The organism is Leptospira stimsonii (assembly GCF_003545885.1).
GTDB classification, from domain to species: Bacteria; Spirochaetota; Leptospiria; order Leptospirales; family Leptospiraceae; genus Leptospira; species Leptospira stimsonii.
The window spans coordinates 25,866-42,010 of the sequence record NZ_QHCT01000001.1 but is presented as its reverse complement, the minus strand read 5'-3'; the positions used below and the strand labels follow the sequence as shown (position 1 = coordinate 42,010).

The following is a 16,145-nucleotide window of genomic DNA, read 5'->3' as shown; positions in this document are numbered from 1 at the left end:
CAAAAAACCCTACCTTGAAAATCATGGTCATGATTCTCCCCCTGGCAGGTATTCTCAGATGATCAGCACTTCCGGATTAACCCTAAACTTTGGTAAAAAAATTCTTTTTGAGAACGTTTCGGTGAAATTCAAGGAGAACTGCCGCTACGGATTGATCGGCGCGAACGGCTCCGGTAAATCCACTTTTATGAAGATTCTCGCGGGTCTGGAGCAAGCCGCCAACGGAACCGTTTCGATCGACGCTGGAGTAAAGGTCGGGTACTTAAAACAGGATCATTACGAATTTGAAAACGAAACCGTGCTCAACACGGTCATCATGGGTAATAAGGAACTCTGGGAAGTTTCCCAGGAAAGAGACGCGATCTATTCCAAACCGGAAATGTCCGACGAAGACGGAATGAGAGTTTCCGAACTCGAAGAAAAATACGGTGAACTCGGCGGCTACGAAGCCGAAAGTACCGCGGGAGAATTGCTCGAAGGATTGGGAATTCCTACTTCGAGTCATACGCAGACTCTTTCGTATTTGACCGGAGGTTTTAAACTCCGCGTTTTATTGGCTCAGGTTTTGTTTGAAAAGCCGGAAGTTCTTCTTTTGGACGAGCCTACCAACCACTTGGATATAAAGACGATTCACTGGCTGGAAGAATTCTTAACAAATTATCGCGGCGTTGTCATCGTGATTTCCCACGACCGTCACTTCATCAATTCGATCGCGACTCATATCGCCGACTTAGACTATCAATCACTTACGATTTATCCCGGAAACTACGACGAATACATGGAAGCTTCTACGATGGCTCGTGAAAGACTTTTAGACGAGAACAAACGGAAGAAAGAAAAAATTGCCGAACTCCAAGAATTCGTAACTCGTTTTAGTGCGAATGCGAGTAAATCCAAACAAGCCACCTCGAGACAAAAGCAGATCGAAAAAATCAAACTCGACGACGTAAAACCTTCTTCTCGGGTTTCTCCATATATTCGTTTTAAAATTAAAAAACCTTTGGGTAAGGACGTGATCCTCGCGGAGAATATTTCGAAATCCTATGACAGACCGATTTTCAAGGATTTTACGACCAATATCACCAAAGGTGAAAAGATCGCGATCATCGGAACCAACGGAGTTGGAAAGACAACTCTTCTCAAAACCCTAATGAAACAGCTCGAACCCGATTCCGGAAAAGTTGTCATCGGAGATTCGGTCACCGCTTCCATCTTTCCTCAAGATCACAGGGAAGGAATCGTGGAAGACGCGGATACGATCGTGGAATGGCTCTATCGTTATGCGGATCCGGGAACGGAGATGGAAGAGATCCGCGCCATTTTAGGAAGAATGTTGTTTAGCGGCGACATGGCTAAAAAACCTACGAGCGTCCTTTCCGGAGGAGAAAAATCACGCATTATCATCGGAAGAATGATCATGACGGGAGACAATCTTCTTGCACTCGACGAGCCGACGAACCACTTAGATTTGGAAACGATCGAAGCGCTCAACTACGCGTTATCCGTCTTTGAGGGGACCGTTATCTTCGTTTCTCACGACCGGGAATTCGTTTCCTCTCTCGCTACAAGAGTAATCGAAGTTTCCACGGAAGGAATTCGGGATTTTAAAGGAAGTTACGAAGATTTCCTTGAAAGAGAAGGTGCGGAATTTTACAAACGATTGTCCGGCGGCCCGGTTCTCGCGGAAACCTGATTCGTTTTTAGAATTCTTCCCGTATTTTCGATTCGATTTTTCGAATCGTACGAATCAAAGCCTATTTCGAAACATCGGAATAGGCCTTTTTATTCCATCCACATTTCAAGTCGTCTTAGTTAAAACACACTCTTTCCATTTCATTACGCGGCGAGTTGCAAACTTATAAGTATTAATGCGAAATGGATTCTGTTCAAAACTCATTTATAAATGCAGTCGCTTTTGTATGAAATTTATTTACAATTCGATAAAGATAAAAAGAGCAAAGATGATTCTTTAGAATCAACCGATACGTTCCAATTCGAATTTTAGAATTTTCTCTTTTTATCTTATTTGCTTAAAATCGGAATAAGAATTAAAAATAATGAATTCGAACCAGCCTACTTTCGTAGACCATGTAGAAAAAAAACGACCTCTTTGTCCCCGAACAAAATCAAACAGAAATCGTGGTCTTCTATTTCCCGATGGAATCGCTTCCGGATTCTTTCTTTCATTCTTACTTTTCCTTCTTATCTCGTTTTTTTCTCCTGAGTTAAAAGCCCAGGTAGAACTCGGAACGTTAAAAATGAATTCTCCCGATCGGGACTATTCGATGAATGGAAGCTGGTATTTCAAGGCATTGGATGACACTTCCTATTCCATGCCGAATTACTTCCATACTCATTGGAGTTTTTTTGAAGTAGCTAAGAGTTGGCACTTGGAAGGATACGAGTATGACGGAGTAGGATGGTTTCGGATGAGTTTCATTCTTTCACCCGAATATGAAGGCAAGAATCTCGCTGTCATGATTCCTTATATCGAAAACGCACATGAATTTTTTCTCAACGGTCGTTTGATCGGTAAGAAAGGAGAGATTTCTGAAAACGGGAATCTCGTCGTTTCGGATACGAGGAATGACGTTTATACGATTGATTCTTCACTCGTTAAAATAGGAATTCCGAACGTAATTTCGGTAAGAATCAGAAGCGCGGGCGGATTGGGTGGTTTTGCGTTAACTGATTTTTATATAGGATTGGAGCAGAATATTAGGAAAAGATTCAATCTCCACTTGATCTGGGCCTCCATCCTTTTCGGTTTTTTTGCGTTCAGCGGTTTTTATCATCTTCTATTTTATTCCGTTAGAAAGACCGAACGGCATTATTTATACTTCGGAATCCTTTGTCTTCTCGGAGCAATGCAAACTTTCGGTTACAGGACGATCACTTATTGGTTTTATAATGATGCGTGGTTGAATCAATTCTTGAACGGATCCGGAATTATTCTTTTCTCCGTCTTTATGATTTTATTCTTTCATAATTTTTTTAAATCCAAGCTTTCAATTCTTTCCGGACTTTTTATCGTTCTCGCATCCGTAATTTATGTTTGTTTTATTCTTTCCTACATTCCTATCCTTTTGGGGAGAAACGAGTTTGCTTTTATAGGACTTTTTTGGAGGAATCTACTTCCACTTTCCATCGTGAATATCTTCTTTTCCATTTTCTACGGACTTTATCACACGGTTCGAAATCTAAGTAAGAATCGATATGAAAGTAAGGTTTTGTTGATCGGTTTTTTTATACTCCTGGTTTTCCTCGTCCACGGTTTTATTTCATATATGGGTTATATTAATCACAATTCCTTTATGGAGTTGGGATTTTTATTGTTTCTATTTTCCATCGCTTTCTCTCTTTCAATTCGTTTTTCGCAGATTCATTCCAAAACCGAAACTCTAAACGAACAGTTATACAATAAGAATGAAGAATTAACAAAACTCTATACTTCATACGCTCGTTTTGTTCCGAAGGAATTCTTAAATAATTTAGGAAAACATTCCATCTTAGAAGTGAGTTTAGGAGACCAGATAGAAAAAGAAATGTCCGTTATGTTTTCGGATATCCGATCCTTTACACAGCTTTCGGAGAAGATGACTCCGGAGGAGAATTTTAACTTTCTCAATTCCTATTTAAAGAGAATGAACCCGATCATTCAGTCCCATTCCGGTTACATAGATAAATATCTCGGTGACGGAATCATGGCCTTGTTTCAGGAAAGTCCTGAGAACGCGGTGGATGCGGCGATCGAGATGCAGAATTATCTGATTACTTATAACGAGCACAGGCTTAAATCCAATTATATGCCGATTACGATCGGAATCGGAATCCATTATGGAAAAATGATGTTGGGTACGATCGGAAGCGATGAAAGGATGGAAGGAACCGTAATATCGGACGCGGTAAATGTTTCCTCCCGAATCGAAGGTTTAACAAAAATCTACGGTTCTAAAATTATTATCAGCGAACAAACGATGTATCGACTTCCGGATCCGGATAAATACAATTATCGTTTGTTGGATACGATCACAGTGAAGGGAAAAAGCGATCATCTTTGTGTCTATGAAATCGTGGACGGTTCGGAGCCTTCGCTCCTAGAATTAAAATTATATACAAAGCCTATTTTTGAAAAAGCCGTTCTCGAATATATGAAACAGAATTATGAAAGTTGCATAGAATACATGAGAAAGGTGCAAGAAATCAATGTCGATGATAGAGCCACACATTTGTATATTCTTCGTTGCGAGCAAGCAATGAACCAAGGTGCAAGACACAGCTGGAATAACGCGGTCTAATCGGCTCGATCTTTCATTTTGGAATTATCTTCAAAATGAGAATTCGGTTTGAGATCGGATGATAAGTTTATTTTTAGCGATTCTGTTCTCCTATCTTTTTAAATTATAACTCGAATTGAAATTTTATATTTTTCTTCGTTTCGGGAGGAAAGGAATTCTAAAATTTATTTTAAGAAGAATATAAAAAATATTCAGAAATAAGAATGTTTTGAGCGCGCACGGGAACTGGGATCATTAGGGAGAAAGAAAAATTCTTGCCTGAAATTTATTTAAGGAGCCATCTATGGTTATGCCAGCGTTAGTACAAAATATTCCCGCACGTTTGGGAGAGGTTTTAGGTCCGAATGGAACGGTTGAATTCGTCGATTTTCTGAACGAATCCTTTGGAAACAGTCAAGCGAATACAACCGAAATCTTGACGGAGAAATTGGAAAATCGAATTTCGAAGGAAGCGAGTCAAGTTCAAGTTGAGATAACTGGAATGCGATCGGAATTTGCAGATCTCCGATCCAACGTTTCAAGACTCAGCTCGGAATTTGTAGGTCTTCGATCCGAATTTTCAGGACTTCGCTTGGAGTTCGCAGATCTTCGCGCGGATTTTGCCGATCATCGATCTGAAATGAAATCGGAAATATCGGAGATACATAAAATGATAGCAACACAGACGAGATGGATCTTTGGGGCGATGATCGGATTGGTCGGAGTATTTTCGATAATCGTGAAATTCTAATATACCAAAGGATTAAGTCGAATCACTTTTTAAAAAGGAAAGAAGTCCTTTTAAGGCTTCTTTCCGGTGGGAAACCCGGTTTTTTTCCAACTCCGGAACTTGGGAAAAGGGTTTCTGGAATGATGGAAAGATAAAAACAGGATCGTAGCCAAATCCATAGGGTCCAACGGTATCGTATTCTTCGGAGATGATTCCTTCGCATTTACCTTCAAACGTTTTCTCGATTTTGCCATCCACGTATGCGATTACGCAAGTATAGTGAGCGTTTCGATTCGGATTCCCCTTTAACGTATCCAAAAGAAGAAGCGCTCTTCCTTTGTCATCCAGTCCTTCTCCTCCGAATCTTGCGGAATAAACTCCCGGAGCTCCGTCGAGCGCTGAAACACAAATTCCGGAATCATCGGCAATCGAGGGAAGTTTGGTTAGACGAAAAAGTTTTCTGGCTTTGATAAGTGCGTTTTCAGCAAAGGTGGAGCCGGTTTCTTCCGCTTCGAAAGAAACGTTCAAATCCTTCGGTGTAAGAATTTGAACGCCGAGTTCTCCGAGAATGGAACCTACCTCTTTTACTTTGTGCGCATTGTTTGTTGCGAGCGCGAGTTGCTTCAAGGAGCGAATTAACGATTTAGTTTGAATTCGTCAAAAGCGTCTTCAATGTTCGGGACCACTTTGAATACTTTATCTAACATCGTAATTTCAAAAAGTTGTAAAAGATCTTCGTCGTTCACAACGATGATAATATCACCTTCTGCGCTTTTGAATTTCTTCTTGTAGGAGACAATGATGCCTAACGCAGTCGAACAGATATGACTCACTTCGGTAAGATCGATAATGATCTTCGGACTAGGGTCAAAATTGTGTTCACTCAGGTTTCTGTCTAATTCTTCACTATCGGATTGAAGAATCGATCCGGCAATTTTAATGATGTGAATATCGTCTTGTACGGTTATTTCCATGGGTGTCCCGTTACTTCTGTGGCTGTTAGATTTCGGTTTTTCAACTAAAAAACTAAACCGGAATGGGATTTTTGACCCGTTTTTTTACAAATCCGGCGTTTTCTATGTCACTTGATACAGAATCGAAGGTTTCGCCCCTTCTTCTCTTCTTGCTTAGTGTTTTTTTATCAGATTATCCATCCAAATCGGAACCAAAGGAGAATCATGAGGTCCTCCTTTTTTCTCCTTTGGATATCGTCCGTTTTTTTGAATGCAAAAGGGAGGAAGGCTTCAAAATAAAAGTGAGGAATTTTTCAAAATCTATGATTGTATCCTCGAGATAATTCACGTCTGTCGGAGCAAATGATGTTAAAGAAAATCGGATTTATAACAGTTGGAATTTTATTCTTACTCGTATTGTTGTTTTGGGTCGGACAAGGGCCTCGAGTTGCGATTCCTCAAGATACACAACCGGGTGCGGAGTTCGTTTTTCCGGGAGAAGAAAATACTACTCAAGAAACGCTTTCCCTTTTGATTTCTTCTTTGAAAGAAAAATATCCGAAAGGTTCAGAGGCAAAGAGAGATGCTCATCCGTTTGCACACGGTTGTGTGAAGGGCATGTTTAGCGTTTCCTCAGAGGTTCCGGAAGAATTTAAATATGGTATATTCAATTCTCCTAAAACGTATCCGGTCTGGATTCGATTCTCGAACGGATCGATTACGAAAAAGCCGGACTTTGAAGGAGACATCCGAGGAATGGGAATCAAGCTGATGGGAGTGGACGGGCCTAAGTTGGCGGAAGACGAAAAACGAACTCAGGATTTTCTTTTGATCAATCACCCGGTTCTACCGGCGGGCGCACCGGAAGAATATCTTTCGCTCTTCAAAGCGGCGTTTGCAAAAAAACCGATGTCTTATTTTTTCGGCGGAATGCCTTGGAATTGGAAACTTACTGCGTTGAAAGAATCCATTTCGATCCGAGGGAAAAAAATTCCAGACGTATTAGAAATTCGTTATTGGAGTACGACTCCTTATCGATTGGGAAAAGAATCGCTCGCTGTCAAATATTCTGCGCGACCTTGTGAAACAAAGGAGCTTAAGCTTCCGGATTCTCCCGCGGAAAATTATCTTCGTCAAACGATGATTTCTCATCTTAAGGAAAAGTCCGCTTGTTTCGAGTTTCTGATTCAAAAACAAGGGAATCCGATCGCAATGCCTGTGGAAGATCCGGCGGTTCATTGGAACGAAAAAGATTCTCCTTTTGTCTCCGTCGCAAAGATTGAAATTCCAGTTCAGGAGTTTGCAACCTCCGAACAAGATCGATTCTGTGAAAACCTTTCTCTCAATCCTTGGCACAGTTTGCCGGAACATCGTCCGTTAGGCGGAATCAATCGTGTCAGAAAGCTTGCTTACGAAACGATCTCGAAATATAGAAGAGATCAAAACGGCGTCAAACCGATCGAACCTACGAAGTGAACTTGTTAGAAGGAAGTATTAGAATTTTATGAACAATCGATTCGATTTTAAGATTTCCTTTATGCGCTTTTTGGTTTGTAAGAATGGATTTCGCATTAGCAAAAAGGCTCTTATTGTATTCCTTTTTCTTTTGACCGCTTCTCTGTTTTCCCAAACTCAAGGCGGTTATTACAACCTTGTCTATTCTAAGATGGGTGTGATCGGATCGATTGAATTTAACGGAATGTCGATTCTTTCCGAATCCAAAGGCGACGACGTTAGCGGTCAGATCGATCTCAATGTATGGATTCTTCCCGGAGTCAATAAGATCAAAGTGAAAGGTCTTAAGAAAAGAAAGGAAGACGAAGTTGCGCCTCGCATCAAAGCGGTTCTTTACCTCGGACAAAAGGGACAGTTTCCGGACGAAGGTCAGAAAATTGCGGGTTACGAATGGGAGGAAGCAACGGGGTTAAAAGTTAAACTTCCTATCGAAGAGGTAATCACATTTACGCCGACGGAAATTCCTCCTTCCGATCTATGGAAAAGCGCAGAAGTAATTCAATTGAATGCGGAGGATAAGGAAAAAATCCAAAAGTTGATTACGGATTTATTCGATGGATTTCAAAAGAAAGACGAGAAGAAACTTCTTCAGTTGATGGAGTTTCGAACAAAGGAATTTGCCCGAGCCAGATACATTTCTCCGGATGAGGAAATTAAGGATCTGAAAAAGGGTGTGAAGAGTATTTTGAAAAGCGTGGGAGGGAAACTCGATAAACTTGAATTGAACGATCTTCAATATCAATTGATTGCGGATAACAAAGTAGTTTCGGTTTTTACGAAAGCAGGGAACAGTCCGATTGAAAGTAAGAAAATTGGTTTTTCTATTCCGCTCTTTTTGTCCAAGATTCAAGGCGAATGGGTGATTTCACGTTAGTTGAATGTTGACTTATTGATCGAAGGTCCTCTCTTTGTGGTTGCGTTACTGAAATCTTGACAAACTTAAGTTTCACTATATTTTTCAAGCTGGGACGTAAAGACACTGATTCAGGGGACTTTTATTCTAGTTTAGAAATTCTCTTGCGTTTCGAATTATCGGAATAGGGATATTAGCGCATTTACTATTGATTCCGTCTTCTTTGGTTTCTTCTCTTATCCAAGAGAGGGAAAGAACGGGAAATGAAGCGAAAAAAGACGTTACTTCCAAGTAGAGGGAATTTCAAATCATCGGCGGTTAGTTGGTGTCCGTTCGTTTTTACGATACGATGAAAAACGATCTCGGTGAGAATGAAAGTATTTTACGTTATGCGCACTTTCTTCTTGAGGATTTTTAGATTAACGGTTCTTTGAAACCGGAAAAAAGATACAGAGGAATCTATGTGATTGCTTTGTATCCATCCGTTTTGAAATTCGAGGAAGTTTTTCTCCTCGCGACCAGCATTCTCTTTCGATTTCCAATAAGGATCTTATTTGGTCGGAAGTATTTCCTTCGCTTGGGGATCAGCGACGTAAAAGGAATACGAGAACAAATTACAATTCAGATCGGGGATACAAAAAAGGAGATGGGATCGGGAACGTGAACTGCCGATGTATTCGCTTCAAGAGTCAACGTCAAATTCCCTTGGGATCCCGAGTCGTAGGAAAGATTTTTTCGTTAAACTTATGTTTAACGGGAGTAAGGAGTTATATTTTCTACTTATACCAAGGAGACGAAGGTGAGTTTGAGCTCCCCTTGGAAAACTCCTTCTTTTGAAGGGAATTTTTTTCCCGATTTCAGGGAAATCAACGATACATGTTTTTAAAGCGACCTGGAACGTCTTTGGATTGAATCGAAATTATTCCCCAGATTTTATAGGAGCTTCTGAAACGGACCAGATTCAAAACTTTACGTTCGGGGTTCGTTTTCTTCTACCGGTCGATGAATATCATAGGACGATCCGCTCTTCCAAATGTATCGAACTCTTTTTGTTATTAACTTTTATAACTTATTTTTTTATCGAGGTATTTAAGTAGGTAAGATTGCATTTTATACAATGTCTTCTTTTGGAATTTTCCGTTCTGCTTTTCTCTATTCTTCTTTTATCATTAACCGAACACATCCCGTTTAACGTATCTTATTGGATTTCCTGTTCCTTGAAACTCGCTTTCGCTACGCTTTTACAAGGGTGTTTTTCAAGAGGGAATTGGTTTTTCTCGTGGCAGTCGGAATCATATTAGGTTTTTATGTTTTATTTTTCGTAATCCTGCAACTGGAGGATCTTACATTGCTCGTCGGAACGTTGGGATTGTTTGTTCTGCTCGCGATATATTTCACCGGAAGTATTCAGGATTTAGAATCCGATCGAAATTTTAAGTAAAAAAATTATGAAATTTTAGACCGAACTTAATTTAAGATTACGGATCTATTGAGGCGGAATATTCTTCGTCGAATACAGATCGCGGCTTATTTGATTCAACCGCTTCCTCAATGGGAATCGATAGAATCGTTTTTTGAAGACATTCGACTTCGGAATAGGTTCCCAAAAAAATCTTTTCTATAATTTTTGTTTCTGTTTTTTCGCAAACGACTTTCAAATTGACCTTGCTCATTTCGCTTTAATTTGAATTCTAAGGATATGGAATATATTTTTAGAATTTCACTTCTATTCTTCTTCGTTTCTTGTGCGGTGACTTCTCACCAATCCAAGCAGGTTCAACTCGGCAAAACATTCTCTTTACAGAACTTGAATCAGGATACAAAGGGATCGATTGTCTTTCAGAAGTTCGTAGCGGCAGATTGGGAAGTCGAGCGGGCTGGCTTAATTAATCTAAACGATCCGAAGGCCGCGAGTTTAAAACCGGGTTCGGAGCCCATTCAAATTTATTTTTATGTGATCGATCATCCTAAATTCGGAAGATATATGATCGATACAGGTATTTCCAAGGAGTTTCGAAAGGATCCCAAAGAATGGCCCATTTCTTCCATCGTCGCCTCCGCGATGAAAACCGCTACTTTAAAGATTAAGATTACTGTGGAGGAATGGCTCAAAAAAGATCCTAAAAAAGTGGAAGGAATTTTTTTAACCCACATGCATCTCGACCATATCATGGGAACCAAAGACTTCGCTCCCGGTCTTCCTATCTTCGTCGGCCCTAAGGAGTCTACCGGAAAAAGATTCATCAACGTATTTGTTCAAGGGACCACCGATAACGTGTTAGGTGAGAATCCGAATCTTTCTGAACTCAAGTTTGAAGAAACGGAGAATTCTCCGGGAGTGATTGACTTCTTCGGAGATCAGTCGCTTCTCATCTTTCATCTAGAAGGTCATACGCGAGGAAGTCTTGCTTTTTTGGTGAAGAGTTCTTCCGGTCCTCAGTTGGTATTAGGAGATTCTTGCCATACAAGTTGGGGTTGGGAAAACCAAGTTCCTCCGGGAGACTTTACTGAGGACTTGGAGAAGAATGCTGTAGCCTTGGCTTTTTTGAAAAAAATCGCTTCCAAATATCCCGGAATCCAAGTTCATCCCGGACATCAAAGTATATCAGGAAATCGTAATTAATTTTTATCTTTAGGAACGCTTAGCGGAGAATTTGTATGAAAGAAATAGATCGTTCTAAACCCGTTCTTGTCACTGGAGGGGCGGGTTATATCGCTTCCTGGGTGATTCGATATTTATTGGAAGACGGACTTTCGGTGAGGGCTACCGTGAGGGATAAGGGCGATTCTAAAAAAATTTCCCATCTACTCAAATTGGGAGAACGCTTTCCCGGAAAATTGGAATTTTTCGAAGCGGACCTTTTAAGGGAAGGTTCGTTTTTGAATGCGATTCAAGAGAAGGGGGGAGTTGAGCTGATCATTCATACAGCATCTCCGTTTTTTATCGATGGAGTGAAGAACCCGCAGAAAGAATTAGTGGAACCCGCGGTCTTCGGCACGAAGAATGTTCTCTTATCCGCGAACCAATCCCCTTCGGTAAAAAGGATCGTACTGACTTCGAGTGTTGCGGCTATCATGGGAGATAACAGCGATTCGGCGAATCATCCGGACAATCGTCTTTCTGAAGCGGATTGGAATACAACCAGCAGTCTTACTCATCAGCCGTATCCCTATTCTAAAACGCTCGCGGAAAGGGAAGCGTGGAAGATTGCGGAAGGACAGACGCGATGGGACTTGGTTACGATCAATCCTTCCTTTGTTATGGGACCTTCTCTTTCCGAAAGAGCGGACGGAACGAGTGTGAACTTTATGCTCTCGATGATCAACGGCAAGTTTGCTCCGGGAGTTCCGGATATGATGATCGGATTTGTAGACGTGAGAGACGTTGCGCGTGCCCATATTTTAGCGGGATTTACTCCTTCTGCGAGCGGGAGACATATCGTTTCTGCGGAGACGTTGAAATTTTTGGATGTTGCCAAAAAGATTCGAGAGAAATTCGGAAATCGTTTTCCGATTCCGAAGAAAGCTCTTCCAAAATTTATAACGTATTTGATAGGGCCATTTTTCGGGCTGTCATGGCCTTATATTTCGCGTAACGTAGGAATTCCGTTTGCGCTGGATCATTCTTACAGTAAAAAAGATTTAGGACTGACTTATAGACCTATTTCGGAGACTTTTGCGGAGCATATTGAACAGATCGTTTCTTCGAATATGTTATCCAAATAAGAATCCTGAGAAGAAGATCGATTCCTATGAGAAAAATGTATCATAGGAATCGTATAATGTAGAATTCAAATATTCGTATTTCAGAATGGAGCAGAGTTCTAAGGAAACTACAAATCTTTCTATCATTATTATCGAAAAGTTCGAAAAGACTGTTTTAAGGTAATGAATACCTAACAAGCGTCCCCGCCCGCCAAAAATAAAGTCTCCAATTTACCGTTGATAATTTTAGAGAATTCATTTATATAGCCATCGTAGCCGTTGTGGTGGAAAATTAAAATCGGGGTTCCGTTTTCATCTAGGTCAAGGGCATCGATAAAATGATATTGCCCTCCGTAGATTGCCTGTTCGTTCATGAGTATATCAAATTTTTCGAATATTTTTTTGCCGAGCTCCTCACCATTCAATTCGTATAAAGCCGCGTAATAGGACTTCTCTTCGGGCTCCTTTTTGATCGCGTATCGAATGAAGATGTATTTTTTCCCAGGGGAATTGATCGTATAAAAATCTCCCCTTTTTAAGAATTTAAGTTCGTCCTTGTTCGGATGTTTCTTTTTAAAAATGGAATTAGCGGACGCATCCATGATTTTTGAAATTTTTTCCGAAGGATTGTAACGATCCGATCGAACCTTATCTCCGATCTTAGCTCCAAAAATAGCAAAGACGGAATCCTGATACGTATCGATTTTTCGAAACGCGTTGAAGTTTCCTTTGATCACTCTAATTTCCTGACAACCCGTGATCTCTTTCGTTTCGGGCAAAAATTCACCCGCGATATTTGTGCGTTCATAAGCGATCGCTTTTTCTTTTTCCTGAATCTTCTTCTTTTCTAAGAAATAAGTTTCTGCGGAATGATCGCTCGCGGACAACCATTGATTTTTGACTCTGATCGCTAAGGACCGAAACCAGGAACCTTCCGTGCTGGATTTGATGGATCCGAAAAGTTTGGCATCCGTCAACTCTTCAGGCTTTTTTTTACTGAGAAATTCGGAAGCGGCAAAACCCTTGGCACCGGTTTTTGTTTTGATTTCTTGCCATTCCTCAAATTGAGAATCCTCTTTGATCCAGACGCTTTCACCTTTATCCAGTTGAAAGAGTATTTTTCCGTCCTTCGGCTTTTCTCGAACGTTTAGCTTTCCTTCGAAAGTGAGTACGTATCTTGGAGAAAGTTTGTCTTCAGCGAATACGAAATCGGAAAAGAATAGGAAAAGAGCCGCTAACGCGATTTTTAAAAATACGGGCTGTGATTGTATGAGTATTCTTTGCATTTAAAGAAACTGGATCAAAGCCCTTAAGTTTTCAAGAAATTATTTTTTGATTTTTGCGTCGTTTAGGGACATTGCTTTTTTCTGATGGTCGTTTTCCCATTCTCCGATGAAAAGAATATTCCCGGTCTCACTTAAAAGAGTTCCCTTACCATGTCTCTTGCCTTGTAGCCATTCGCCCATATATTTAGAACCATCGTCATAAACGTAGATTCCCTTTCCTTGGTAGATGATTCCGTTTTTATATTCGCCAACGAACTCGATTTCATTTGGAAGAATTAAAATTCCTTTTCCTTCCGGTTCACCGTTTATAAAACGAGCACTGAGTTTTGTTTGATCGGGCCATATAAAAACACCTAACCCTTGTTTAACGTCTTCAACGAATTCTCCTTGATAGATGCTTCCGTCAGGATAAACGTATTTTCCTTTTCCATGCTTCTTTCCTAATTTCCACTCTCCTTCATAGGAGTGACCCTCAGGATTTCGAATCGTGCCAATACCGTTATATTTGCCAGAATAGAACTCACCGGCATAACGTGTGCCGTTTCTAAATTCTTTTGCTCCGAAACCAAAATTGCAATTTCCGTACGTGCATTTGGCCGAACGAAAGAACAGGAAGTATATACTAATAGTTCCAAGGAAGAGTAAGAGTAGAACGGAAAAGGTGAAAAGGATTTTCCTACGCTTCGCAAATTGCATAATGAAGGTAAGTCCATTTCCAGTAAGGATTCTGATCTTTGAGAAAGTCTTTCGTATGCTTTCGAGAATTTTATGTCTCATCTGACTTGCCGTCGCTTTAATTTTTAGGATTTAATGAGAATAAGTTCTAAGAGAGTTCAATTTATGAAATCCTTTTTTCGAAAATTAGTTAGGAAACCAATAATCGTTTAGAATGTTGGTTAAATAGGAAGTTTAGAAACGAAATATGAGTCAAAAAACGTTAATCATTCTTTTTGTGGTTTTTTTCGGTATTTCCGTAAATTGCTTCGGAGACAGTTTGCCAACAATGGAAGAACAATCAAAAGCATTTGAATCAAATCAACAAGGTTTGACATCACTGAGTCGGGGAGATCTCATTCAAGCGCGCGCTTATTTCGAAAAAGCGGTTAAATTAGATCCTCAATCGCCAGAATATGTCAATAATGTCGGTATTACCTTTCTCAATGAAGGCAAGTTAGAGCAAGCTATCATTCACTTTGCCAAGGCGTTGGAAAAGAATCCTTCCTACGCAAGAGCTCATTATAATCTGGGTGTCGCTTATCAAAAGCAACAGAACAACGAGAAAGCCGCGCTGAACTATGAAAAAAGCGTTGGAATCGATCCTTCAATTTCGGAATCTTATTTCAACTTGGGCATCGTTTATTCGCGCTTAGGCGATAAGAAGAAAGCCATTGCGAACTACATGAAATTTATCGAAGTCGCTCCGCAGGAATATGATAAACCTAAGAAGGATGCGAAGGCAAAAATAGAAGAGTTGAAGAAGGGTTGAGAATGCTAACAAGAGCATTATGCTTTTCTGTTTACGTTTTATTCATATTCTTCGCGTTCTCTTTTTGCGGTAAAAGTTATCCGTTAGAAAAGTTTGTGGAAACTAAACTCGAGAGGAGAACTGGAAAACCCGAATTATTCAGTTTAAACGGCGCTCCTTATTCTGCCGCGGTTTTTCGGGATGAGCTCGTCTTTGAAAGAGCTCATTTTGAACTTAAACAGGAGTTTCCTCAACCTGAAGAGCTCGAAAAATATTTAAATAGATATGTTGAAGATACTGTCATCTTAAAGGATGCGGTAGCCGATCTGGATTTAAATAGCCCTGAGGCGGCCGCATATCTTTGGCCATATATTCGCAAAGGAATTATTGCTTACTACTTGGATAAAAAATCCGGTGTCTTTGAAACCAATAATAACTTTCCTGATATCGAGATCAGAGAAAAAGATATCGAGGATTTTTATAATTTGAATAAGAATAAACTACCAGTTGGTCTTTCAGAGACTGAAGCTAAGAAAAAATTAGAAAACACTGCAAGATATCTAAAGTGGAAGAAGCTCTACGAAATCCGGAACGAAAAAAAGAAAGAAGTCGTAGGTACCCTTAAGAAGAACAATTCTGTGCAGATAAAATACAACGCAATCAATAACGTAATTAGGGATTAAACGTATCATGACTAACCTAAGGAAAGATGAAATTCTCTTATCAATAAAATATTTCATATTTATAATATTTCTCCCGGTATTCTTATCTTGTTCCTCTAAAGAAGATGCACTTACTTTTTACAAAGAAGGTGTTCAAGCTTATTCCGAAAGAAATTTAAAAACCGCGATCGAAAAATTTGAGTTAGCTTCGAAAGAAGACAAGAAGCTTATCTCTTCTAGAATTATGTTAGGCAAGTCATACTATTATTCAGGGAGATTTGAAGACGCAAAGAAAGTCTTCGAAGATGTCGTGAGTGATTTTCCGGGAAATTCAAATGCACATTCTTGGTTAGGGCGCATTTTATTAAACGAAGGCACAAAGAAAGAGGAAGCCAAACAACATTTAGTTTATGCTACACAGTCTGATGATAGTCAGGTGGATGCCCTCTATTATTTGGGAAAAGCCTATGAACAAGAAGGAAAAATCAAAGAAGCGCTTCTAGAATATCACAAAGCTTTGGAAATAAAAAGAAAGTTTGATAAGATCCATCGGGACTTAGCGGAGCTCTACAGAAAAGCAGGATTGGAAGAGCGAGCGTCGGAACAAACGCAAAATAGAGAATGAGTCCTATACCAAATTTTTTTCCAGAATGAAATGATTCTTCTTTTGCAAACTAAAATGAAAAATATATGATAAAG

The 16,145-nt window shown here is 40.0% G+C and carries 15 protein-coding genes and 2 pseudogenes; 13 read left to right on the top strand and 4 right to left on the bottom strand.

Features of this window, described 5'->3' with window-relative positions:
- The first annotated feature begins 58 nt into the window (after positions 1 to 58).
- The 3 genes from DLM75_RS00155 (at position 59) to DLM75_RS00145 (ending at position 5,028) form a co-directional block, all read left to right on the top strand.
- Positions 59 to 1,693 carry an ABC-F family ATPase gene (locus DLM75_RS00155; protein WP_118967889.1) on the top strand — a complete coding sequence of 545 codons (1,635 nt, stop codon included), beginning with the start codon at positions 59 to 61 and terminating at the stop codon, positions 1,691 to 1,693.
- Between the two features lie 364 nt (positions 1,694 to 2,057).
- The gene (locus tag DLM75_RS00150; RefSeq protein WP_118966565.1) at positions 2,058 to 4,298 is read left to right on the top strand and encodes an adenylate/guanylate cyclase domain-containing protein; all 2,241 of its coding nucleotides are present in this window, start codon (positions 2,058 to 2,060) and stop codon (positions 4,296 to 4,298) included.
- A gap of 283 nt (positions 4,299 to 4,581) precedes the next feature.
- Complete coding sequence (locus tag DLM75_RS00145; protein ID WP_118966564.1) at positions 4,582 to 5,028, top strand: LA_3696 family protein; 447 nt, start codon at positions 4,582 to 4,584, stop codon at positions 5,026 to 5,028.
- Between the two features lie 12 nt (positions 5,029 to 5,040).
- On the opposite strand, the gene rdgB is transcribed toward DLM75_RS00145, so the two are convergent.
- Together rdgB and DLM75_RS00135 are read right to left on the bottom strand one after the other, a co-directional pair.
- A complete protein-coding gene (rdgB, locus tag DLM75_RS00140; RefSeq protein WP_118966563.1) occupies positions 5,041 to 5,634 on the bottom strand; it encodes an RdgB/HAM1 family non-canonical purine NTP pyrophosphatase in 594 nt (197 codons plus the stop codon).
- 8 nt (positions 5,635 to 5,642) lie between these two features.
- Entirely contained in the window at positions 5,643 to 5,981 is a 339-nt protein-coding gene (locus tag DLM75_RS00135; protein WP_069606120.1) for an STAS domain-containing protein, read from the bottom strand.
- Positions 5,982 to 6,326: 345 nt separating this feature from the next.
- Here DLM75_RS00135 and DLM75_RS00125 point away from each other — a divergent pair, with 345 nt between their 5' ends.
- From DLM75_RS00125 to DLM75_RS00075, 7 genes and pseudogenes are all read left to right on the top strand, one after another.
- Positions 6,327 to 7,436 carry a catalase family protein gene (locus tag DLM75_RS00125; protein WP_118966561.1) on the top strand — a complete coding sequence of 370 codons (1,110 nt, stop codon included), beginning with the start codon at positions 6,327 to 6,329 and terminating at the stop codon, positions 7,434 to 7,436.
- 28 nt (positions 7,437 to 7,464) lie between these two features.
- Complete coding sequence (locus tag DLM75_RS00120) at positions 7,465 to 8,349, top strand: hypothetical protein (protein ID WP_241547791.1); 885 nt, start codon at positions 7,465 to 7,467, stop codon at positions 8,347 to 8,349.
- A gap of 154 nt (positions 8,350 to 8,503) precedes the next feature.
- Positions 8,504 to 9,214, top strand: a pseudogene (locus DLM75_RS24925) (inner membrane CreD family protein).
- A pseudogene (locus DLM75_RS24610) lies at positions 9,162 to 9,629 on the top strand (inner membrane CreD family protein). The pseudogenes DLM75_RS24925 and DLM75_RS24610 overlap by 53 nt, the downstream one beginning before the upstream one ends.
- Positions 9,578 to 9,769, top strand: coding sequence for an inner membrane CreD family protein (locus DLM75_RS24920; protein WP_429945402.1), 192 nt, complete (start codon positions 9,578 to 9,580; stop codon positions 9,767 to 9,769). Before DLM75_RS24610 ends, DLM75_RS24920 begins: the two are co-directional and overlap by 52 nt.
- A gap of 258 nt (positions 9,770 to 10,027) precedes the next feature.
- Positions 10,028 to 10,951, top strand: coding sequence for an MBL fold metallo-hydrolase (locus tag DLM75_RS00080; RefSeq protein WP_118966553.1), 924 nt, complete (start codon positions 10,028 to 10,030; stop codon positions 10,949 to 10,951).
- A gap of 35 nt (positions 10,952 to 10,986) precedes the next feature.
- Positions 10,987 to 12,054, top strand: a complete 1,068-nt coding sequence (locus DLM75_RS00075) for an SDR family oxidoreductase (RefSeq protein WP_118966552.1) — start codon at positions 10,987 to 10,989, stop codon at positions 12,052 to 12,054.
- A gap of 170 nt (positions 12,055 to 12,224) precedes the next feature.
- Here the strand turns inward: DLM75_RS00075 and DLM75_RS24535 are convergent, their stop codons facing one another.
- Complete coding sequence (locus DLM75_RS24535; protein WP_174715061.1) at positions 12,225 to 13,319, bottom strand: SH3 domain-containing protein; 1,095 nt, start codon at positions 13,317 to 13,319, stop codon at positions 12,225 to 12,227.
- A gap of 39 nt (positions 13,320 to 13,358) precedes the next feature.
- The gene (locus DLM75_RS24530) at positions 13,359 to 14,015 is read right to left on the bottom strand and encodes an MORN repeat-containing protein (RefSeq protein ID WP_241547790.1); all 657 of its coding nucleotides are present in this window, start codon (positions 14,013 to 14,015) and stop codon (positions 13,359 to 13,361) included.
- A gap of 226 nt (positions 14,016 to 14,241) precedes the next feature.
- Between DLM75_RS24530 and DLM75_RS00065 the strand changes: the two genes are divergently transcribed.
- The 3 genes from DLM75_RS00065 (at position 14,242) to DLM75_RS00055 (ending at position 16,071) form a co-directional block, all read left to right on the top strand.
- Positions 14,242 to 14,805: a tetratricopeptide repeat protein gene (locus tag DLM75_RS00065; protein WP_118966551.1), complete on the top strand. Its 564-nt coding sequence runs from the start codon at positions 14,242 to 14,244 to the stop codon at positions 14,803 to 14,805.
- A 95-nt stretch (positions 14,806 to 14,900) separates the two neighbouring features.
- On the top strand, positions 14,901 to 15,467 hold the full coding sequence (locus DLM75_RS00060) for a hypothetical protein (protein WP_241547789.1): 567 nt from the start codon (positions 14,901 to 14,903) through the stop codon (positions 15,465 to 15,467).
- A gap of 7 nt (positions 15,468 to 15,474) precedes the next feature.
- Positions 15,475 to 16,071 carry a tetratricopeptide repeat protein gene (locus DLM75_RS00055; protein ID WP_241547788.1) on the top strand — a complete coding sequence of 199 codons (597 nt, stop codon included), beginning with the start codon at positions 15,475 to 15,477 and terminating at the stop codon, positions 16,069 to 16,071.
- Positions 16,072 to 16,145: the final 74 nt, after the last annotated feature.